At 35.1% G+C, this 23,026-nt stretch carries 16 protein-coding genes and 1 tRNA gene; 2 read left to right on the top strand and 15 right to left on the bottom strand.

What is annotated here, in order from left to right:
* Positions 1-122: 122 nt before the first annotated feature.
* Positions 123-210 (bottom strand) — tRNA-Ser (locus QM512_RS02580).
* 278 nt (positions 211-488) lie between these two features.
* Positions 489-1,337 (bottom strand): LysR family transcriptional regulator, encoded by an 849-nt coding sequence (locus tag QM512_RS02575; RefSeq protein WP_282805965.1) that lies wholly within the window; start codon positions 1,335-1,337, stop codon positions 489-491.
* A gap of 124 nt (positions 1,338-1,461) precedes the next feature.
* On the opposite strand from QM512_RS02575, the gene QM512_RS02570 reads away from it, so the two are divergent.
* A complete protein-coding gene (locus QM512_RS02570; RefSeq protein ID WP_282805964.1) occupies positions 1,462-3,729 on the top strand; it encodes an HAD-IC family P-type ATPase in 2,268 nt (755 codons plus the stop codon).
* A gap of 194 nt (positions 3,730-3,923) precedes the next feature.
* Here QM512_RS02570 and QM512_RS02565 read toward each other — a convergent pair whose 3' ends face one another.
* Entirely contained in the window at positions 3,924-4,433 is a 510-nt protein-coding gene (locus tag QM512_RS02565; protein ID WP_282805963.1) for a dihydrofolate reductase, read from the bottom strand.
* Positions 4,434-4,445: 12 nt separating this feature from the next.
* Positions 4,446-5,402, bottom strand: a complete 957-nt coding sequence (locus QM512_RS02560) for a thymidylate synthase (RefSeq protein ID WP_282805962.1) — start codon at positions 5,400-5,402, stop codon at positions 4,446-4,448.
* Between the two features lie 135 nt (positions 5,403-5,537).
* Here QM512_RS02560 and cls point away from each other — a divergent pair, with 135 nt between their 5' ends.
* Positions 5,538-7,025, top strand: a complete 1,488-nt coding sequence (gene cls, locus QM512_RS02555; RefSeq protein WP_282805961.1) for a cardiolipin synthase — start codon at positions 5,538-5,540, stop codon at positions 7,023-7,025.
* A gap of 54 nt (positions 7,026-7,079) precedes the next feature.
* Here cls and yjeM read toward each other — a convergent pair whose 3' ends face one another.
* The 11 genes from yjeM to QM512_RS02500 form a co-directional block, all read right to left on the bottom strand.
* Positions 7,080-8,588 carry a glutamate/gamma-aminobutyrate family transporter YjeM gene (gene yjeM / locus QM512_RS02550; protein ID WP_282805960.1) on the bottom strand — a complete coding sequence of 503 codons (1,509 nt, stop codon included), beginning with the start codon at positions 8,586-8,588 and terminating at the stop codon, positions 7,080-7,082.
* 399 nt (positions 8,589-8,987) lie between these two features.
* Positions 8,988-9,932 carry a GH25 family lysozyme gene (locus tag QM512_RS02545; RefSeq protein WP_282805959.1) on the bottom strand — a complete coding sequence of 315 codons (945 nt, stop codon included), beginning with the start codon at positions 9,930-9,932 and terminating at the stop codon, positions 8,988-8,990.
* A 2-nt stretch (positions 9,933-9,934) separates the two neighbouring features.
* Complete coding sequence (locus QM512_RS02540) at positions 9,935-10,279, bottom strand: holin (protein WP_282805958.1); 345 nt, start codon at positions 10,277-10,279, stop codon at positions 9,935-9,937.
* Positions 10,263-10,478 (bottom strand): hypothetical protein, encoded by a 216-nt coding sequence (locus tag QM512_RS02535; protein WP_282805957.1) that lies wholly within the window; start codon positions 10,476-10,478, stop codon positions 10,263-10,265. The genes QM512_RS02540 and QM512_RS02535 overlap by 17 nt, the downstream gene beginning before the upstream one ends.
* Positions 10,479-10,492: 14 nt before the next feature.
* The gene (locus QM512_RS02530; protein WP_282805956.1) at positions 10,493-10,894 is read right to left on the bottom strand and encodes a hypothetical protein; all 402 of its coding nucleotides are present in this window, start codon (positions 10,892-10,894) and stop codon (positions 10,493-10,495) included.
* The gene (locus QM512_RS02525) at positions 10,891-13,581 is read right to left on the bottom strand and encodes a metallophosphoesterase family protein (RefSeq protein WP_282805955.1); all 2,691 of its coding nucleotides are present in this window, start codon (positions 13,579-13,581) and stop codon (positions 10,891-10,893) included. Before QM512_RS02525 ends, QM512_RS02530 begins: the two co-directional genes overlap by 4 nt.
* Positions 13,572-14,006: a BppU family phage baseplate upper protein gene (locus QM512_RS02520; protein ID WP_282805954.1), complete on the bottom strand. Its 435-nt coding sequence runs from the start codon at positions 14,004-14,006 to the stop codon at positions 13,572-13,574. Before QM512_RS02520 ends, QM512_RS02525 begins: the two co-directional genes overlap by 10 nt.
* Positions 13,963-17,274 (bottom strand): phage tail spike protein, encoded by a 3,312-nt coding sequence (locus tag QM512_RS02515; protein WP_282805953.1) that lies wholly within the window; start codon positions 17,272-17,274, stop codon positions 13,963-13,965. The genes QM512_RS02520 and QM512_RS02515 overlap by 44 nt, the downstream gene beginning before the upstream one ends.
* Complete coding sequence (locus tag QM512_RS02510) at positions 17,268-18,011, bottom strand: phage tail domain-containing protein (protein ID WP_282805952.1); 744 nt, start codon at positions 18,009-18,011, stop codon at positions 17,268-17,270. Before QM512_RS02510 ends, QM512_RS02515 begins: the two co-directional genes overlap by 7 nt.
* Positions 18,011-22,789 carry a phage tail tape measure protein gene (locus tag QM512_RS02505; protein WP_282805951.1) on the bottom strand — a complete coding sequence of 1,593 codons (4,779 nt, stop codon included), beginning with the start codon at positions 22,787-22,789 and terminating at the stop codon, positions 18,011-18,013. The genes QM512_RS02510 and QM512_RS02505 overlap by 1 nt, the downstream gene beginning before the upstream one ends.
* The gene (locus QM512_RS02500; RefSeq protein ID WP_061399858.1) at positions 22,789-23,016 is read right to left on the bottom strand and encodes a hypothetical protein; all 228 of its coding nucleotides are present in this window, start codon (positions 23,014-23,016) and stop codon (positions 22,789-22,791) included. Before QM512_RS02500 ends, QM512_RS02505 begins: the two co-directional genes overlap by 1 nt.
* Positions 23,017-23,026: the final 10 nt, after the last annotated feature.

Genomic DNA, 23,026 nt, shown 5'->3' with positions numbered 1-23,026 from the left:
TGCTAATGATCATTGTAACAGCAAAAAAATAAAAGACGTACGTTTTTAAATTTTATTTAACAAATTAAGATAAAAATAACGGCATATTAATATTAAAAAATACTAATACGCCGCTAACGCTAAGGAAAGTACAGGATTTGAACCTGCGCGCCGGTATAAGCCGGTTCGCCGGATTTCGAGTCCGGTGCATTACCACTCTGCCAACTTTCCATTCACAACGCCTTTATTATAGCAATTAAAAAATAAATGGTAAATAAAAAATACCTAATTCTAGAATTAATCTTCAAAAAGTCACTATTATTTCATAATTTTCTTGTATCTTAAAAATATACCGATTGACAATGAAAGGACTCGTATTATGGCAAAGATCATTATTTACAAGCCCCGCAAGATTAAGTTGATGCGCCAGGCTATTGAGCGTTACCTAAACCATAAAATTATCAAAAACAACTAAATTTATAGCCAACCACTTCGGTTGGCTTTTTTAATTAAAACATTTCAATAATCTTTTCCATTAATGGGGTTACCTGTCGGTCTTTACGCCAAACCAAATTTAAATGAGTAACCCAGTGAGCATGTTTAACTGGAATAATATTGCTCTTTGCATACGTTAAAGCAATTGATTCTGGAACTAAAGCAATTCCTAATCCTTCATCCGCCCAATGAATTGCTGTTCGAGCATCATCACATGTTACTGCATAAAAAGGTCTAATTCCCTGATGACGAAAACTTCGATTAAATATTTCTTGAAAACGGCGATACAAGATTATCGGCTTGTTTTTTAACTGTTTAAGATGAGCAATTTTATTTCCTTGGAAAATATCTGCATTTGCAACTGCAACCATTGGCTCTTGGTAAAAATCTTTAAAATTTAATCCTTCAAGATTAAAAGGAGTTCTCACAATTCCAAGATCCACTATTCCATCCTGCAACTGTTCAACGATACCAAAAGTATTTGCTTCATGTATTTCAAAAGAGATATTCGGATAATATTTTATTAATTCTTTGAACTCTTTATTTGGTACTACTCCGCCGCAAGAAGAAATAACCCCAATTCTAATCTTGCCAAGTTCTCCTTCTTTAATTTGATGAATTTGACTTGTCGCTGTCAAACTTAACTCGACAATTTTCTCCGCATATTTTTGAAATGCGCGCCCTTCTTCAGTTAATTCCATTCCATGAGCATTCCTAATAAAAAGTTGAGCGCCAACTTCTTTTTCTAATTGTTTCAATTGATAACTTAAAGGCGGTTGCGCAATGTATAACTTTTTAGCAGCAGAAGTAATCTGTCTTTCTTCAGCTACCACTAAAAAATACTTTAATTGTTTAATATTCATTATTAATACCCATTTAGATCATTATCTATATTTTTAATATCTCCTATCTTAATTTGATATTTTCTTAATAGCAAGAACTGCGCTAAAATATTTTAGGAAAATAGAGAATTAATGGAGGATTTTTATGGAAGATAAAGAACTGCAAGGGCTAAGTAATGCTCAGGCAGAAGAGCGTCTAAAAAAAGATGGTCTAAATGAAGTTCCTGAACCCGAATTCAACTTTTTTAAAGAATTCATGTCTAAATTATGGAACTTGTCTGCTTGGATCTTAGAAGCTGCCCTATTATTAGAATGTATTTTAGGGAAATGGATTCAGTCTTTATTTGTTTTATTGATGCTTTTATTTGCGGCATTTAATGGAGCTACTCAAAAGAAAAAGTCACGCCGAGTTTTAAATACAATTTCTCATGAATTAACTCCAACAGTATCGGTTAAGCGAAGTGGGAAATGGAAACAAATAAATTCTAAATTCTTAGCTGTTGGTGACTTAATTAGCTTAAAACGTGGTGATGTCTTAGCAGCTGACGTCAAAATTGCTCAAGGACAAATTACGGTTGATGAAAGTTCAATCACTGGTGAGTCAAAAGCAATCAAAAAAACTGTTGGTGATACAGCTTATGCTGGCACTACTGTAGTCGATGGCGATGCATTAGCTACAGTAGTAGCAACAGGAAGCAATTCTCGCTCAGGTAAGACTATTAACTTAATTAACAATTCTGCTGCTCCTGGTCACTTGCAGCAATTACTTACTAGAATTATTTACTATCTTTGCTTATTAGACGGAGTTTTAACCTTAATTTTAGTAATTGCTGCCCTAATTAGAGGACAAAATGTCATCGAAATGCTGCCATTCTTAGCTATGATGTTCATTGCATCAATTCCAGTTGCTATGCCATCTACCTTTGCCTTATCGAATTCATTTGAAGCAACTCGTCTAAGCAAAGAAGGCGTTTTGACATCAGATTTAACTGGTATCCAAGATGCTGCCAACTTAAACTTACTGTTACTAGATAAAACTGGAACAATTACTGAAAACAAAACTGCTGTCTCTCTCTGGGAAAATGTAAGCAAACTTCCAAATAAAGAAGTTCTCGCCTTAGTTGGCGCCGCTACTGACAAACGCAGTCCAAGCATCATTGATTCAGCAATCGATGAGTATCTAAAAGAAAAGAAAATTACCCCAGATACTCCTAAAGCGTTCACGCCTTTTACCTCAGATACTGGTTATTCTATGGCAGAAGTCGGAAAATACAACGTTAAACTAGGTTCTTTCAAGCAATTATCTTTAATAGATAAAAATGCAGATCAAGAAGCTAAGGATATCGACTTTACAGCTGGTCGTTCTGTGGCTGTTTTAATTAATGATAAACTCGCCGGCGTCTTCATTTTACGTGACAAGGTCAGATCAGATTCTAAAAAGGCTTTAGAAGAATTAAAAAAACGTGGTATCAAACCAATTATGTTAACTGGAGACAACAGAAGAACTGCTGAAGCAGTTGCTAAAGAAGTTGGTTTAACTGGAAAAGTTATTTCTATTCATGACTTTAACGATAAAACTGACGTTAATGATTTAGCTGGAATTGCTGACGTTTTACCAGAAGACAAATTAAGGATGGTTAAGCTCTTCCAAAAAGATGGCTATATAGTTGGTATGACTGGGGATGGCGTTAACGACGCACCTGCCTTAAAACAAGCTGAAGTTGGAATCGCTGTTTCAAACGCGGCCGACGTTGCCAAGAGAAGCGGTAAGATGGTGCTACTAGAAGATGGATTAACTCCAATTGTAAAAATCCTCGATGCTGGTCATCGAGTTTACCAAAGAATGACTACTTGGTCCTTAACTAAATTATCTCGTACTGCAGAATTAACTATGCTATTAACATTTGGTTATCTCTGCTTCAACTACATCCCAATGGCTCTAAACGCAATGGTTATTTATACAATTATGAATAACATGGTAACTATGATGATTGGTACTGATAACACTCATATTACTTACAAGCCTGAAAGCTGGAACATGCTTAAACTAGCAAAAATTGCCTTTTCACTAGCTGCAGGCTGGACTGTAATCGGTTTTGCTTTTGTTTGGTATCTAGTAGCTCACAACTATGCTCAAGGTACCGTCTCAACAATGGTCTATGTTTATCTTGTTTTAAGTGCTATGTTAATCGTTTTGATTACCAGAACGAGAAAATTCTTCTGGCAATCAGTTCCATCAAAATCAGTTGCAATTGTGCAGATCATTGATGTCTTACTTACTTTTGCCTTGGCACTATTAGGTTTGGCAATGACACAAATCAACTTTATAAATCTTGGTTTAACAATCATTGTTGCCTTATTTGCTGCCGTAATAATTGATCTATTATACCAACCTATTATGAAAAATAAATAATTAACAAAAAGCAGGTTACTTAACAAAGATAGTAACCTGCTTTTTGTTTACTATAAATTAGCAATTGAAAGCAACTTAATTTTAATAAAGTTATTTGAAAGATAAGTATTCATTATCCCAATTAAAACAAATAGTAAAATAAACTAATTTATATTAAGCAACGCTAAAAATTCCTTACAATATCCAATAAATTACTAATTTTCTACTCTTTTATATTCTAAAAAATCATAGTCATATTTATTCTTATCATCGGACTTATGATGCTCAATTTTAGCTTGACTAAAACCACCATAATTTATATCTGGCATTGTTGTATCACCCTTAAAAATATGATAAATTTTCGTCTTTTCAAGAATATCTACATCATCTTTAAATTCTTCAAATACTCTTGCGCCACCAATAATGTCAATTGTTTCTTCTCTATGATCCTCAATCCAATTTTTCAACTGTTGAAGCTGAGAAAAAACTTTAACTCGAGTTTCATCTTGATATTTACGTTGCAAAATTGGATTAGTTGAAAGAATAATATGTTGTCTCTTTGGCAATAATCCTGGAAAACTATCAAAAGTTTTCCTTCCCATCACAATAAAATGACTAGCAGTTAATTCTTTAAAGTGTTTTAAATCTGCTGGTAAATGCCAAGGCAATGTCCCTTGATAACCGATATGCCCAGCTTCATCCTCTGCCCAAATAAATCTTATCATTTCTTTTTATCCTTAAACCGCAACAGGAGCTTTAATTGTCCCATGGTGCTTATAATCTATTAATTTAATGTCTGACATTTCAAAGTCTTCAATTTTTTTCTTATCAGGATTCAACCAAAGACTTGGCGAATCATACGGCTTTCTCGTCAAAAGTTCATTCACTTGATCAAAGTGATTCTTATAAATATGAGCATCTCCTAGTGTATGAATAAATTCACCAGGTTTAAGACCAGTTTCTCTAGCAATCAAATTAACCAATAAAGAGTAACTAGCAATATTGAATGGTACTCCTAAGAACATATCTCCAGACCGTTGATAAAGCTGCACACTTAATTTGCCATCATTAACATAAAACTGAAATAAAACATGGCAAGGTGGCAATGCAGAAGTTGGTACATCTTCAGGGTTCCAGGCACTAACAATTAGGCGTCTAGAATATGGTGTTTTCTTAATCTGATCAATTACATTTTGAATTTGATCAATAAAGCCGCCCTCACGTTTTTGCCAGTGACGCCATTGTGCACCATAAACATCCCCAAGATTGCCGAACTTTTTTGCAAAATCTTGATCAGCTAAGATTCGCTCATCAAATTTCTTCATTTCTTCTTGATAAACTTTTTTAAAGTCAGGATCTTTTTGACTTCTAAGACCAAAGTCAGTCATGTCAGGGCCTTGATATTTGCTGCTTTCAACCCAATTTTTAAATGCCCATTCGTCCCAAATATGATTATTGTGTTCTAGTAAAAAACGAATATTAGTGTCTCCTCTTAAAAACCACAATAACTCACTTTTGATCAAACCAAACGGAACTCTTTTGTTTGTTAAGATTGGAAAACCTTCACTCAAATCAAAGCGCATTTGTGCTCCAAATAAACTTCTAGTTCCTGTTCCAGTTCTATCTTCTTTATCATGACCTTCAGTCATAATTTTATTTAATAAGTCTAAATATGGTTGCTCTAAAGTTGCCATTATCTTTCTTCTTTCTATTGCGCATATTCCATTTTAAATTATCATATATTTAGTGCTTTGGTAAATACAAATACTATATTTTGTGTGTTTTAAGATATGGTAGAATAAATTATCACACAATTTGGAGGAATTTTAATGATTTTAACCTGGGATATCATTCGACGGATTATCGAAGTACTTTGGCTAATTAATGTCGGTTTAGCAATTTGGACTGTCTTTCGTAGCCATCGCGATATTGCATCCACATGGGCTTGGCTTTTAATCTTATCGATTTTACCCTATGTGGGCTTTATCCTATATTTATTTACTGGTCGACAATTATCTCATGATGATATTTTTTCAATTAAGGCAGAACAGCAAAAGTTTCGTGATCAATTTTTAAATCAACAAAATAAGCTATTAAAATTACATGATTTATTGCCTAACAAAGATCGAAATCCTAGAACGCGCAGACTCGTTGAAATGAATTTAAACAACGATGATGCCCTTCTTACCTTTAATAATGAAGTGAAAACTTTTATTGAAGGAAAAGTTCTATTCAAAAATCTTATTGAAAATATTAATCAAGCTAAAACTAGTATTAATGTAGAATTTTATACTTTTTATGATGACCAACTTGGTAATCAAGTTTTACGAGCTTTAGAAAATGCAGCCGAACGTGGCGTTAAAGTTAGAGTTTTATATGATGTTGGGGGCTCTCGTGGAACAAGACCATCGTTTTTTAATAAGCTTAGGAAATTAGGAGGAAGTGCCCAACCTTTTATTTCAACAGCTGGTAATCGTCTCTTCACTACTCCTCGTGCTAATTATCATCTACATCGTAAATTAGTTATTATCGATAATCAGATTGGTTATATTGGCGGTTTCAATATTGGAGATCAATACGTTGATCGAAGTAAAAAATTTGGACATTGGCGTGATACTCACCTAAGAGTTGTAGGACAAGCTGCTCTATTGATGGAAATTCGCTTTGCAATGGATTGGAATACGAGTTGCCGCAAGTCAAATCTTCCTATCTATAATGTCGACAATTTAATTGGAAACTTTAAGCTAAAAGTTGTTCGAGATAAAAATTTAGTTCCAATGCAAATTGTTTCTTCAGGACCTGATAACAGTAACTTTGGTATTCGTCGAGCTTATGAAGAAATCATTGCTCAAGCCCAAAATTATGTCTATATTCAAACCCCTTATTTAATTCCAGGTGATTCTATCTTAGAAGCATTAATCATTTCTGCCAAAAGTGGCGTAGACGTTAGAATTATGATTCCTTCTATGCCTGATCATCCCTTTGTTTATCGAGCAACCGAGTATTATGCTAAATATCTCGTTAATCACGGAGTTAAGGTTTACAAATATGATAATGGCTTTATACATGCTAAAACTATTGTTAGTGGTTCTAATATCGCCTCAGTTGGCTCGGCTAACCAAGATTTTCGGAGTTACCAACTTAATTTTGAAGTAAATGCTTTTACGTACAGTCCTGTTCTTGCAAAAGAATTAAAAGAAATTTTTGAAAAGGATCTAAAAAAATCCACTTTATTAACTAAGCAGTACTTCGACCAACAATCACACTGGCGTAAATTTAAACAATACTTCTCAAGATTGCTTTCACCAATTTTGTAGAAAAAAGACATCTTCAGTTTATAACTAAAGATGTCTTTTTCTATTTATTAACTTTTATTCTTCTTCCTCAACTATAGTAGAGCTTTTTCTTTCTTGATAGGCATAATATACCCAAGCCATAATTCCAAAGGCTACAGGTCCAATAGCAGTCCAGAAGGATGTTGCATAATCGCCAGTAAATAGCGGCTCAATACAAGTAAAGACAATACCAATTGCCACTACTAGCCAAACAACAATAGTTACTGCCCAAACACGTTTTTTACCTTCAATAAAAACAAATGGACGATCGATATCTTTCTTCATCTTAAAGAAAGGATATGCTCCAATTAAGAATAAGTATGGTGCAGATGATGATACGTTCATCATGTCCATTAAGATAGTATAGAATTGACCTGCTGCATTACCACCAAAGGAAATAAATAAGATAATAACACTGACAATAGCAGCTTGAAGCCACATAGATCGTTCTGGCATACCATGCTTATTTAATTTAACCAAATTTTTAGGTAAAAGTTTGGGGTCACAGCCCTCGATAAATGACTTAACTGGCGAATAGACCATCAAAAATGCTGCAGAAATACCAGCTAATACATCGGCTAATCCAGCAAAACGAGAAAATGCCGCACCTAATGTTAACGAAGCTGAATGAGAAAGGCCAAATGCCTTACCAGTTTCAACTCCTAGATTATTAATTAAAACATATTCAACATTGGCCAAGTCAACATTTTTACCACTTAACTCACTACTCCAATTTGCAGCAACTCCACACATTAAAATATTTAACACATATAAAGCTGTCATCCAAATCATAGCAGTAATCAAAGCCTTAGGGAAAGTCTTCTCAGGTTTATCAACAGAATCAATTACCCCAGCTGAAGTCTCTAAACCGCCATAAGCAAATAATGCATAAACAATAAATGATACAACAGCAATAGGAGATTGAAAGGCAGGATTAGGTGAATGAACCAAAGACTGGGCAGTTAACGGTTCTGCTAAATGCCCATGATTTAAAAAGAAAACCAAAATTGATACTAAAGTAAAACCAATTGTAATAGCTAAAGTGAAGAATCCTCCCACATTACTTACAGCAGTGATCTTATCAACGCCTTTAGCCGCAAAAAATGTTACGATTACTAAAAATACTACTTCTAAAATACCAAGTAACTGGGTAGAAGATAAGTTTAAAAAATGCCAACTTTGAGTAGTATCATGACCAGAAATAGCTGTTGAAACTGAAACCAAAAAGAATTGTGTCGAAGATACTAACCAAACTACCCAGGCAGCTAACCAAATAAATGTTCCAATAAATGCTGTTTTTTCGCTAACTGAGCCTTTAAGCCAGGAAAAGATTCCACCCTTAACACCCTTAAAGGCTGCTCCATATTCTGCAAAGATTAAAGCAGAAGGTAAAAAGAACAAAATCGCGGTAATAATATACCAAACGATACTTGCATAACCCATTTGATAATAGGCAGTTAACGAATTGCTAAAGCCAAAAATGGCTGAAAAGATCATCAAAACTAAACTTTTTAGTCCAATCTTGACGGATTTGTCTTTTTTCATAAAAAACTAAAACACTCCCTCTTTCATACAAACATTAACTATTATGCGCTTTTTCTCAAATTAATACAAAATAGATTAAAATTGGGCAAAATAAAAAAGGCCTAATGGCCTTCTTAAATTTAAGCACCGTGGTACTTTACAAGACTGAAGATAGCATAAATGTGTTCCGATATTGATATTTATGAAAAGACGTTGTTTTATCAATGTTTTAGAGCATCAATTAGTTGCCAATAAATGCCAATAAAAGTCACTTATCGTCATTAGTCTGTCCCTTTTTTGTCCCTTTTATCCCATACTAAAATGCGGTAAACATACTTTATTATTCTAAACATAGTATATAACAAAAGCCACCCCAGAGAACTTAATCTCCAGAGTGGCTTTTCTATTGTTTTAAATTTTCTATTTAAAAGTTCCCCATGCTTCTGTACCAACACGTCCGACTAAATATCCATCGTGACCGTTTTCGCGTGGTTGTTGTAACCATACACGACCTACACCATCTCTAGCCCAGGCATTGTACTTAACTACCGATCCAGCAGGTAATGTAGTAATAATTGTGCTTTGGGTATTAGCACCCCAGCGTAAATTAATTACTCCGCCAGTGATAAATGTACCGTGTTCTTCGTGCCAGGTCATGCCTTGAACATCAGTCCATGTCTTAGGCTGTGTGGAAGCCTTAATAGGCTCTATTGTTGCTTTAGGTTCTTCCGCATTGAAAGTTAATTTCTTAACGGCAATATTGCCATCAATTCCCATACCTTTCCAGTTATCCGTAAATTGCCATATAGCTACATGGTCCATTGTAGGAAACCAATTAAAGTCGGCGGTGTCTTGCCGTCCTTCAACCTTGTAGTAGGCTACCCATAAGCAATCTCCATATTTATCAGTAATTCGCTTTGTATCAATATTGTTTTCAAGTAGCTCTTTACCTGAATATAGGAAAGGCTTATATCCAGCTTTAGCTACCACGTCCATAAAGGCTAAGATAGCGTTCGTATTATCTACCTTATTGCCATTAGTGATATTACCACTTCCTGTTTCCCAGTCGGCTGCAAAAAGTGACCCTAGTGGAATACCAGTATTCTTTGCAACTTGGACTGCGAAATTACCTTCTTGAATAGCTTGATTTACGTTGCCACTAAAGTGTGCATAGTGGTATCCACCTACTACAACACCTGCTTGCTTAGCGGTAATTACTTGATTTCTAGCTTTAGGGTTTTGATAACTTAATCCTTCTGTAGTCTTAACAATAGCAAACTTAGAGCCTGGATAACTAGCAATGTTTTCGCTTTGATAGCTTGCTTCATCAATACCGTAACTACGGTCTTTAATTGCTTGCGTCATGGTTAACCTTCTTTCGTATTAGTTAACATCTTTTCATATTCATGTTGAACTACATTCCTTACAGTTGCTCTATCAATAGGAATGTTTGGATACAACTTTTGAATTTGGTAGTAAACCTCATCGGTTGCATCATACAGTTTCTTAGCGCCCTCTTTATTATCGCCTAAAGAAGCTTGGTATACAGTCGCTTTTAATGCTAGTGCTCCAGCAGTTTCAAGGACAGTTGCAAGTTTAGGATGAGTAAGCTTTAATTTTTCCAACTTTTGTTTATTTACACTATAGGCAGTTGCCATTCCTGCAACAATTAATACAACAACGCCCCAAATTAAATTAATGTCTAGTTTCATTTTCGGTCTCCAATTTAATAATCTTGATTTTCAACTGATTGATTTTATCTTTTAAGCTTTCAACTTCAGCTTCTTTTTGCTGGTAAAGCTCTTCATAGTGTTTCTTTTCTTCCTTTAGTTCTCCGTATAACCACTTAATGCCAGCTCCTACGGTTGCCAATATACCTACTATATAAGGTAGTGCTTTAATGAATTCCACAGCACCACCTCCTACTAGTAATTGTGCTTCTTAGTTTTTCCTATGATGGAAAATACAAAGAGTAAAACGATAATTTCAAGAAAGCCAGCCATAAGCATATGTGGTCTTCCTGAAACATAGCCATGACTGAACTCAGCGGTTGCTTCAAATGCTAGTAGTCCAGCTGTTATAACCAGCAAATTACGATTTGCATAGATCTTACTTGATGTACTAAGTGCCCATTTTAAAAGTAGAATGCCATCAACTAAGAAGATACCTCCAACTAAGTCATCATTCAGGAAACCGACCGCAAAAGGTGGCCAGAAAAAGTAGAAGTCATTGCAGATAAGAATTAATCCTATACCTATCATTGCAAAAGCTAGGATCTCATGCTGTGGGTGTTCAGAGTGCAGGAGCTTTTTTAGTTTATTTTTCATCGTAGATTCCAACTCCTGTCGATACCTCTTCCAATACGAACTGCTTTAATTTTTTTTGCAGAAGGATTAATTGTCATAATATCAAAACATTGTTCACCGATCGTTCCATAATCGTGACCATATTTAGTTGTTTCTGTTCTTGGTGCGTTATCACTGTCAGTTAAGATGAATGGTACGCCATTAGGAGTAGTCCAATCATAATCTTCATGTTCATGGCCACCAAAACATACAATAATTTTAGAAGTATTGTCTGTTTGTGAAAAATCTACTGATCCCCATGACACTGTAGTTGTACCTTGTGAGTTACGAGCATCAATTACCTTTTCAAGATCTTTTTCAAAATCAGTATGGACGTGATTGTTGCTGAAAATGTGTGCTACAAAAATAATATTTTCATGCTTGGATTCTTTAAGTAAATCACAAATTTTCTTAAAGCTATCTATGTTTATATTTGTACCACCATCTAGGTCAAGTGTGTCTACACAAATGAAACGCCAAACTTGCCCACTTCCATCACTAGTTGTAAATGTATAAGTGAAATCATTACCTATATTTAAGTAATGGAAATCATTGACCAAATTTTTATTGCGCATCATATATGCAAATTCATAACCATAAATGTCACTATATGAGAACTTCCAATCAGGATGGTCATGTTGTCCTCCCCAATTGTTCCAGTTACCATCATGATTACCTCTTACAGTTGCCATAAAAGTTCCAGGATATTGAACAGTATTAATAGCCGTAGTCACTTCATTTCGCATAGCAGATTTTTCACCTTGGTCAAATAAATCTCCACCGTTTACCATAAGTGGTAATCCTGTATGTTTCATTACTTCATGAACTAAAGCTGGTGAATGCTTTGCATTTCCACCCCAGTGCATATCAGTAATGAACAGGAATGACATTGAATTCGGACCTGCTTCACCCATATTTTGGTTAACTCTATCAATTCCTTGAGTTAAGTTATCTTTAAAATATGCTGGAACTTTGTTGTTTTTTTGCTCAGCTTTTTCATATTTTCGAATAAATTCTTGAGCTTGTTTATGTACATAAAAATCGACTAATGGTCCAACATTATAAGAATTGTATTGATGTGTAAACAATGCAATACCACCAATTGGGACTCCATCTTTATCTTTAGAGAATTTTATTTTTTTGTCATTGCCATCAAAGTACATGATGAATTGCGCGCCTTTAATAACATTATCATCTGTAACAGTAACAACCTTAGAATTTTTAGCTGATTCTAAAATATCAGAAACCTTAACGTCCCATTTCCATTTATTAAACCAAACTTCAACCCAATCACCATCAAATTTTAAATTGCACTCATTATCCCAGTAATCATAATTTAGGTTTTTGCCCTCTGCTACATACGCATAAGGAGTGTTGGCATCATTAATTTGAAGTTTTTTCAATTGATCTAAATAGCGTTGTGTACTTACTAATAGTCCATCATTAGTACTGGTATAGTGATGTAAAAATAAAATCTTTGCATCTTGTGTAATAAGATCATCTGATGGGTTAATAATACCGAGTTTGTTTGTTGAAAAGTAAAAGATCAATGCAAAAGATTTACCAGTGACAATATCTCCATTTAATTTAGTTTCAGGAGAAGAATTAAATGTTTTATAGATTTCTTCTTTAGTAAAAGAAATATCAACTGCACCACGAATAGTAATACCTGTAGTCATATCTGATAAATCCAGCTTACAATCTGAACTGTTAGGATCCCAATTTAGCACTTTTCCTTCATCTAAATATGCAACGATATCCCCATCTTTAGTAATTGATTCTGTATACAGTCCAGCATCATTCCAGCGTCCATCATAATATAGCCACTTGTGCATCGTATCAGTTGCAATAACAGCTCCAGAATAACCATTAGGATACTTCTCTTCAATTGCTTTTACATTTTTTAGCCAGGGAATAGTTGACGAAATTTCAGACAGTTTAGCAGTAATATCTTTGGTTAACCCCTTAGTAACGTCATTAAAACGAGCAGTAGTTATAATATCTTCACTATCAATTCTATCCTGAATTGCTTTAGCAGATGTTGAAGCTGATTTAAAAGATGCGTCTATGGTATCAAGACTTTTTTGAATATTATCTAATGTGTCTTCTGATTTTTGAGCTTTGTTCTTATATCTTTCATGTAAGTCATTAATCGCTTGCCCAGTATCATTTGCAAATTTAGCCTTCATCTTCTCTAATTCAGAGCTGTAGTATTCAGTAGTTTGATGAATACGGAAGTCATTGCCTTGGATTTCAAAAATAATGTTTACAGAACTAAATACATTGCCATTACTATCACGTAAACCAAAGATACCCTTAAATTGACCTTGTTTGCAGAAAAACTGGTCTTCTAAAGTGTAGTAAACCATTCCATCATCAGTTACGTCAGCTGGTGTACCTTGCCAGTCACGATATACCACATCAGGTCCTGGTAATAATTCATTGTTTTCATCTGGTGTGTAGTGTCCTACACCACCCTGAATAAATGGCGACATCCCGTGGACGTTCATCACCATCCCTTGGTCAAACCATTTAACGGGTACTTTCTTACCATTGTCATTTACTCTTGTTTTAAGGTAATCCGTAATTCTAGCAGACATGCCGCCTTCTTTAGAAATGTCGAATCTAAAGAAGTATGGCTTGCCATTGTTTACGATGTTTACACCCATTCTGCTTTCCTTTCATCATTATTATTCATTACTTGTAAATCAATTGGTTGTGGTTCGTTTGGATCTTTTTTCTTAACTAGGTTTAATGCAGGTAAGATCTCCAACTTAAAATCTTCTGTTGTAACTACAGAATTTCCATTAGTAATCTGAAAGTAAGCTGTAGCCTTTCCAGAAAACTTAACTGCATCACTAGTTAATTTACAAATAATTTCGTTATTATTGATTGTTGCTTTTGTTACATATACTTCGTAATCAGGTTTCTTCATATGTAATTCAGCTGTTGATCCATTCAAGTTATAAGCTTGGTTATTAGCTGTAACAGTAGCTTGGATTTCAGTTGAATTGTTCTCTCCCTGCCGAAGTCTGATTATTTCGTTTAAACTATTGTTTTTCTTGCTTAGATCCAGAATTATCCGATTTATCATTCTTGATCCTTTCTTCGAGTTCTTGAAACTTCTCTTCCATAGATTTACTTAAATTGGTTTGCATTGCCTGTAATTGATTTTGAAAATCGGTTTGTGTAGGCACGTTTTTCTTGTAAGCTTCCCAATCTACTTTGAAGTCATCTAACTGTTTATAAACTTTTGATTTAATCTGATTGATAGCTTCCGCATTTGCGCTTTCGCTGGAACTTGCACTTTCACTCGCATTCTTTTGACTATTAGCATCGGCTACAGCTAAGAATTGGTTCATGGTATCACGCAAGGTTTCTTCTTTTTTACCTAGGTGAACATTTTCAATTCTTTGCTTAGGTCCATTCCATTCAAGTGATGTAATCTCTGTAGCTTCATTAATGTCTAATTTCTTAAAAAATACTGACGCTTCATAGCCCACATCACAGGATTTCAATTGTGCGAGTTCATTTTTCATTTGATAGAAATCAATAGTTAAATTAACTTCTACTTCTCCCACACGTTTGTCATAGATATAAGATTGAACTAACCCTTTTAATTGGTCAGAAGAATTAATATTATATTCAGAAAAATCATGTTTTAAAATCTTTTCATTCTCAAACTTGTTAGCATTAGGGGCTTTTAAATAAACTTCTTTTAAAACAATCGCATTATCGTCATTATTAGGAATTGACTTTGCTTTAGGATCATAAGGCTTAACATCGCCTTTTTGAGAAAAGTCTACATATTTACCATTTATCCAGCCTTTTTCAACTCGATACCATACCTGATTATCTGAGTTAGCTTGACCTGAAATGTTCACTAATTCATTCTTACCAACATATTTACCATTCACTTTTCTATCCCAAGCAGGGCTATCATAAACAGTCAATTTGTCAGTATAGTTAGGTGGTAAATCTTTTCCATTAACTACTTCTGCAATCGGTAATGGAGCAGTAGTAAAAGAAATATCCTGCGAATTAATCCATCGCTGACCACCTATGTTGTACCAAGTCTTACCTTGATTCTTAGCAATCATGAATACTTTACATTCAGTATTCTGATTTACTGTCCCAATATTGCTATTTCCAGGTTCTGCAAAAATGCTTGCAGTTTTATTAGTCTTACCTATTCCTTTAGCAGGTTGATAAGCATAGGCACCTAAAACTAAATTCTGGCTATTAATCCATTGCTTGTTACTAAGCCCGTACCAATCTATTCCATCGTCATCTTTAGTTCGATAAATAATTTTTTCATCGCTAGATGTATCTAAGGAAGATTCAGTCGGACTATTCACATTAGGATATAAATGAACTGGTATTTTGCTATATAAGTATTTAGTTTTTAAGGTTCTTTTAAACACTTCAAGAGACGGTATCTTTACGCTTTCGTCCCACTTAATATGTCCTTTACCTTGAATACTATTAAATAAATACTTGCTACCATTATTTACATTAATAAAGTCAGCATTGATCCAGTTGTTGTCTGTGATCTTATACCAATCTGTTCCATTACCAGTGTATTTTCTGATAATCCTAATGTGCTGTCCTGGCTTAATGTATTGACCCGATGTTCTTTTATCGATTGGAGAACTATAAGTCGCAACTCTACCTGATCCTATATATTGGACTAAACCAATATCACATTCTTGACCAATCTCTACAGTTTTCTGTGAAACAACGAGTTCTCCAGGTTTACTACCATCTTTGATAAGTTTAAGAGGATCAAGCCAGCCCCAGTTAGGGTCAAAGCTGTGCCCGTTATATCCTTCCACCCACGATTTATTAGTCACACCAATGTGCACATGATTAGTATCACGAATACCGATTACATCACCAGTTTTAACCTCTTGACCTTGACTAACTTTGATATTTCCACGGTTAGAAAATGCTTCTTGGTATACAATGTCATACCCATCGTTTGAATGTGTTACTACATGCCAACCGATATAACTATCATTTCCAATAATCGTTACTTTACCATCGTGGATTGCATGAACTTCATTACCAGGGTGGTCTACGCTACCAAAATCTAATCCATCGTGGAAGTTATTAGTTCGAAACTCGCCACCTGGGTTAATTCCGAATAATTGACCACCAGTAAACTTACCTTCACCAACACTAGGAAAAGGCCAGCCCCATGAAATCTGAATTGCCGAAGTATTTTTGACTTCATCCATTCGTTTCTTACCATTAGGTGACCAAGCTCTGACTTTTTGCCATGAGTTAACTTGACTCTTCCAGTCAGACATATTGAATAACGCACACAATTGATCGAAACCAGCCCAGATATTTGTATAAGGCTTTACTTTATATCTATCAAAAGTGTCTTGTCTAAACTGAATCAACCCGAGCGTTGGGTGGCCAGCCTTTGCATTTGCATCCCAATTATTGACTGCCTTTTCATTGCCACTGGATTCGCCTTGAATCATGTTTTTAATTTTAGCTACATAATCGTCATCACAGGTTACGCCCATAACTTTTGCAGCATATTTGATAACAGGACCCCAGTCTCCATTAACTGGATGAGTTTGGCCTTTTGGCTGATCGGTATTCTTATTTTCAGTAGTAGTTATAGTAATTGTGGTTGTAGGAGTGTATTCTTCTTTCTTGCTTGCGTATCCTTGAACGGCTGTATAAGTATTCTGAATAGACAGATCTTGTGATAGTGTCTTTAAATTCTGGCCATAGGTAACTGATAATTTGTTACCTGATCCGATTTTTTGCAAGAAATAGATATCATAATTGTCAAAATACCATTGACCGTTCCATAACTTAGTAAATGAATCAGTAGAAGAATTGCTATCTCCAAAGAGAATATCTTGTAAGGTAGTAACTTCTTTCCACTGAATACTAATATTAGCTACACTCACTATATCTGTATGAAAGTGAAACTTTTTAAAATCGCTAGCCGTCAAGTTAGCCATTAATGTGTCCCAAAGCTTTTGCGGACTTGCATTAACTAAGAAAATGTCATGAGCAATTGAATTTTTGATTAGTTCACCAGCTATGTGATGAGCTTCAATATCAATTGTTCCTTTACCATGCTCATCAACTTTTTGACTTAACTTGTCAATCTTAAAAATCTGGTTAAGCCTGTGTTGACTAGCATCAGCCATAATCACGCAATCATTATTAATGAAAGAACTTAAATAATTATTCAAGCTGTAAGTTCCAGTCAACTTAGGGATCATGTTTTTCTCAGTCTTAACTCGCCAGTCTTTAAAACCAGTCATTACACCTAAGCCTAACGTATTAGTAGGATCACTTGCACTCTTAAATAATATTGGTCTAGCTAACATAGCGTTTTCCACCTCGGTATGATGGTGGCTGACTGATAGTTACCAGTTATACTAATTTGATTTTCACCAGCATCCAGAACTGGGAATGAATGGTCTGGGAAAATAGCAGTTGCATTTCTCATTCCTTGTTCGCTTAAGTCATGGTAAACAATGTTTTTCACTGGTTCACTATCAATAAATACTTCTCCATCAATACTAGTTAATTGATATTTTTGGTCATTGATATTAAGCGTTACACCCTCATTGCCTACAATATGAATAAGAGGATAGCTAAGCCATTGTTCAGGATTAATTAAAGTAGTAGGAATGGAATATTCACTTCTACCATCTAAGCGATATTTAAATGGCTTAACAGTGAATGAAATTTCAACTTTAGAATAATGTTTGTTAAAAGCTGGAAACTTAAGAACAGAACTTGGGTTAGGTGCTGCAATATAGTAATAATCAGGATCATTGCTAAAAGACAATTGATGATAAGTAGGATCTTTTAAAAGCCAGCTTGTTAATCTAGTTTTTAATTCATTAGCTGTCATTTCTTTAGTAACTGCGTAAAAAACAAATTTTTGCTCAAAGTTCTTATAAGAATTATTGAAGTCTAAAATTGTCCCACTTACTCCAGGAATATCGGTTGTATCAATATCTGGTGTACCTGTTCCTAATTCAAAGTTACCATCAGTATCCCAATACATATCAAAGTCAAGATTAGTCTTACCATTATATTTAATTGTGTAATCCATTAACTAAACCCCATTCCTGTTTGCTTAACAAATTCATTCAATGCACTGGAATTATTTTCTACCTGTGCTTTTGCTAGCTGTTTGCCATCAATGTTTACGTTCATGCCTAAGTTCTTAAATAATCGAACTAGCATTGCATTCTGTTCGATCAATGTTGCAATTAGTTCATTAGTTTGCATTTGAGTTTCATTAAAACCACTCAAGCTAGACGATTGTGGGTTAACTGTTTTAAGTTGTTGCTCCATATCATCAGGCAATCTATTAGCTAATGCTACTAAGTCTTGACTAGCAGTTCCGTAAGCAAACTTCGGATAATTATTAATCCCTGCATGTTCCATTGCTGTCTCAAACGCTTCTACAGAACGCCATACAACAGACCCCTTAGATAAATCCATTACAGTATCAGTAGCAGGAGTTTTAAATAGTCCTACTTGGGGGTCATATACAACTTCTTGTCGATGACCATCGCCTACAACTACTGGACCACCTTCCCAGCCGTCATTAGGAGTTCCATAAGCAAAGTGCTTAAATCTCCATGCTCCAGCTGTTCCTGTGGCTTTATGGCCAGTAATAAATTTCTTTACGGTTTCATATACGGTTCTTATAGTGTTTTGAATAGTATGACCACGCTGTCTCCTGAAAGCTTGTTGTTTTGAAGTAGCGTCTGCTACTTCACCACGACCACTAGCACTCATATGATTATGCTTACTACTTGATCTTGTGCCATTAAAATTCTTTTGCTTATTAGTACCATCTTGTACTTGTCCTACTCCATCAGTATGCATAGAGTTCTTTTTGCTAGATGATGATGTACCATTAAAGCCTTTTTGTTTATTTGTTCCGTCCTGCACTTGACCAGCACCGCTAACAGACATGCTGTTATGTTTTGGCAAGGTAGGTAAAGCATTAAATTGCTTTTGACTATTCTTAGCAGAATCCAATTTATCCTTACCTGAAACAGTAATTCCTACATGAGATGTTTTAGGCGTGCGTGTCATTGAATTAATCGTATCGTTTAGTCTTTCAACCTTACCCAGACCATCTTCCGTATGTGCATCAACTTTAACAAATGGCTGTTTCTTAGAAGTATCATTCAATAAAGTATTGAACTTCGTTATACGATCAACCGCATTAGTCGTATTCATTTCAAGCTTAGGCTTAGCGGTAAATGAATTAATTGTTTTAAGAGCTAATTTGACGCTATTAATTCTTTTTGATGAGTTATCAACTATTCTAATCTCTTTTTGCATACTTTTAGGAAGGGAATTCCACACTTGAGCCTTCTTTAACTCATCTTCTAAGCTACCTCCATGTTTTACAATATTCATTATTGCGTCTTGCTTTTTGGTACTTAAAGAATTCCATTCTTTAATGTTGTTTAATTCAAGGCGCAGTTTATCAAAACCAGAAAATTCATTAATAATTAATTGCTTCTGTTCAGGTTTAAGCAAATTCCAATTCTTAATATTGCTTAAAGAATTTACAATTTCATCTTTTCCTTTAGCAGTAGCAATTAATGTTTGAATTTTGGGATCTAAATTATTCCATTGTCCCTCAATGTACATAAGTTGTTGTACTTCTTTACCGCCTTTAGAGCGAATTAAAGCCTGTTGTTCTTTCCAACTTAATGAACTCCATCTATGGTTTGCACTAACAGCTTCAGCAATAGCCATTTTAGAATTAGTAGAAAGCTTGGCATTTTTAATTACAAAATGTAATTGATCCCATCCTTTTTGACTTTTAGACTTTTGTGCTAAAAATTCAGATAAATTAGTTCTTACTTTTCCTGTTTTAGGATCAAGTACCCAACTATTCCATGTGTCACTTGCTTTTTTAGTTGATTTTGTCATTTTACCAGTAGTATCAATGACATATTTTCCTAAACTTTGATGACCTTTTTTTACTCTATCAATTGCACGGTCTATTTGATTAGCTGTAACTCCCCAATCACGACCGACGGTTTTAAGTTGGTTTTTAATTTCATCCCAGCTTTCACCTTGGGCTCTTTTTAGTTTGATATTAGAATCAATTAATTTATCGGTTCTTTCTCTATCTGCGTCTTCATAGAGTTCCTTAGTCTTCGCATAATCTCGATAACTAATCTTTCCACTTTTATATAAGCTATTTAGCTTAGACATACCTTTTTGAGTATTTCTATAGTTTTTATTTAAAGCATCATCAACATCATTTACATATTTTTGTAATTGTGCTTTTGAAGATGAGCTGTCAAAAGTTCCTGCAAGTGCTTGTCTAAGACGCACACTAGCATTTTTTGTCTTTCCTAATGTAGCAACGTAATTAGCTGTAATATCAGCTTGAATATTACTCAATTCTTGACGAGTATCAGCTGACATCTTCCCGCCTTGTGCTTTTGCAGCAGCAATTATTGCATCAGCTTTCTTTTGGTCAGCAGTAATATTATCTAAATATGAATTATCAGTTTTAGTCCTTTTAGATCCAACACCTTTTAAGTATTTTCCTGCATCGCCACCTAAATATTTAGCTGTTGATCCAATAGAGTCTTCTATTTTTTTAGCATTCTTTTTGGCTTCATTGCCCATTCCCTCAAATGCCTTCTTTATTGAATCAGCATTTTGCTTAACATTAGATTGTGCTTTATCCATAGCTTGAGTAGCCTGACTAGAAAAATTCTTAAATTTATTAGCAGATTCAGAAGTTTCTTTGCCAACAACTGCTCCCCAAGTGGCCAATTCATATTCATGTTCACGTTCTTTATCAATAGCAGGCTGAATTACTCCCGTATAAAGTTTATAAGCTCCATATCCCACTGCCAATACTCCAGCTACAGCACCTACACCTATAGCAGTGGTTGCTAATGCTGAACCTAAAGTAGCTGTCGCTGTAGTTGCCTCTGTAGCTCCAGTACCTAATGCAGTAAAACCACTAACAGTTCCAGGAATAGCTGTTGCCAATTCTGCTCCCTTAGAAGCAGTATTTTCTATCTTTCCAGCTAAGCCTAAGAACTTAGTCCCAGAATGTTCTGCTGCACTACCCACACTTTGCAGAGTAGTAACTGCACCTTTAGCATCGCTTACTTTACCTAATGCACTGTCTACTTCTTTAAGTGCTGATGTTAAAGAACCAGCCTTTAATTTTGCACCTAAATCAAATAATTTCTTAAAACCATTGGTAAGCTTACCAATGCCTTCAATAGGCGCTCCGACCACAGCGCTTAATGGCTTAATTGCAGCATATAAAGCTAAGAACTTAACGATTGCTGATTGAGTAGCTGGATCTAAACGACTAAATGCTTCAGCTAAGTTCTGAATGTTTTTCATCAATCCAGTTACAGCAGGAAGCATATTGCCACCAATTTCAATTAATGTGGCGTGCATTGTTTGTTTAAATCTTTCCCACTTAGCTTGTGGAGTATTATTCATCTGGTCAGCAATACGTTTAGTTGTACCGCCAGCTTTTTCAAGCTCGCCTTGTAAGTTACGAAGTTCATCACCAGCTGATTTACTACTCTTATTTGACTTTTCAAACAAAGCCATAACACCTTGACCAAGCTTACCAAACGCTGCGTTTAGCAAAGCCATCTTTTCAGTAGGTGTCTTATCTTTTAGTTTGTTATTGATTTGGTCAATTAACTTAGGAAGGTCTACTCCCTTTTTCTTAATCTCATCAATATCCACACCGATTGCTTGCATATTAGCACGGTTAGTCTTGGTATCAGTAGTTAACTTACTCAATACCTGACGTAAAGTAGTACCAGCAGTAGAGGCTTCAATACCCTTGTTAGATAATGCACCAATTGCAGCAGCAATCTGTTCAATACTCATATGAGCTTGTGCAGCAGTTGGACCAACATAAGTCATTGCAGCAGCAATATCTGCAAAACTAGTAGCAGTTTTATTAGCGGCAACTGTTAAAACATCGGTAACTCGGGTAGTATTCTTAGTTTGTTCAGCAGCAGTATTAGCCTTAAGTCCAAACATTTCAATTGAACTAGCAGTAGCCTGCATAACAATGCCTAAGCTTTCACCTGATGCACGACTAGCATTAAGAATAGCTGGCATTGAACCTAGAGTTTGGTTAGCAGTAAATCCACGTCTTACAAGTTCGGTCATCGCATTATTGATTTCATGAGTTGAAATACCATATTGCTTAGACCATCTAAGTGAACTTGCACTCATTTGATTTAGCTGTTGAGTAACCTGACTAGTAATTCGACCATCTTCTGAAAGCAATGGTCCAATACCTTGAATTTCAGATTTAAAACTCATTGCAGCTTTAGCAGCATTGTATAATCCTGCTCCAATTACAGCAGAACCTAAGGTGCTACCCATACCTTTAATTTTTTGACCTGCTTCTTCTATCTTGTTGCCATAGTCTCCAATTCTTGCAGACGCTTGACCGAAAACAGAACTTGCAGCACGTTGTTCTTGAAGAGTACGTGCAGCAGACATTCTAAGTTGGTCATATTTTATTGACGCATTCTGCAATTGAGTAGCAGTAGAAGCAAGAGAACGTTGATTAGCTACAGTATTATTTCCATTAGCAATACTTTTTTGCACTTCTGACATATGTCTTTGATAATTAGACATTTGCTTATCAAGCATTTTCAGTTGTGCTACTTGAGTTTTAAAAATATTATTAGCACTAATCTTCGAACCAGCTGTTTTAAAGCTGTTCTCCATATTATTCAGGAGCTTACCAGTTCTGCCTATTTGAGTTTCAAGAACACGTTGGTTTGTTAAGAAAGGATTAATATCAAGAGCGATCTCCGCAGATATGTGACCTAATTCATCTGCCATTAAGATTTACTCCCCTTTCTCTTAGCAAACGGATCTGTAAAGAATTGAGGGAATGCCTGATCTATAGTAGTTAGCTTAGGTTTTTCTTCGACTTTGTTTTCGCCAAATGAATCAACAAAAGTTTTAAATTCTGGCCCACGCATTGAAAGAATATCTTTCATGTTGTAGCCAAACTTTTCTTGCATTACACGAAATAAAGCTAATACTTTTTTTCGGCTTTTCTTCAATTCTTCAACA

Origin of the sequence: Lactobacillus isalae, from assembly GCF_947539375.1 — a bacterium.
In the GTDB taxonomy this organism is placed as follows: domain Bacteria; phylum Bacillota; class Bacilli; order Lactobacillales; family Lactobacillaceae; genus Lactobacillus; species Lactobacillus isalae.
The sequence above is the reverse complement of the archived record's forward strand: the minus strand, read 5'-3'. Positions and strand labels throughout refer to the sequence as shown.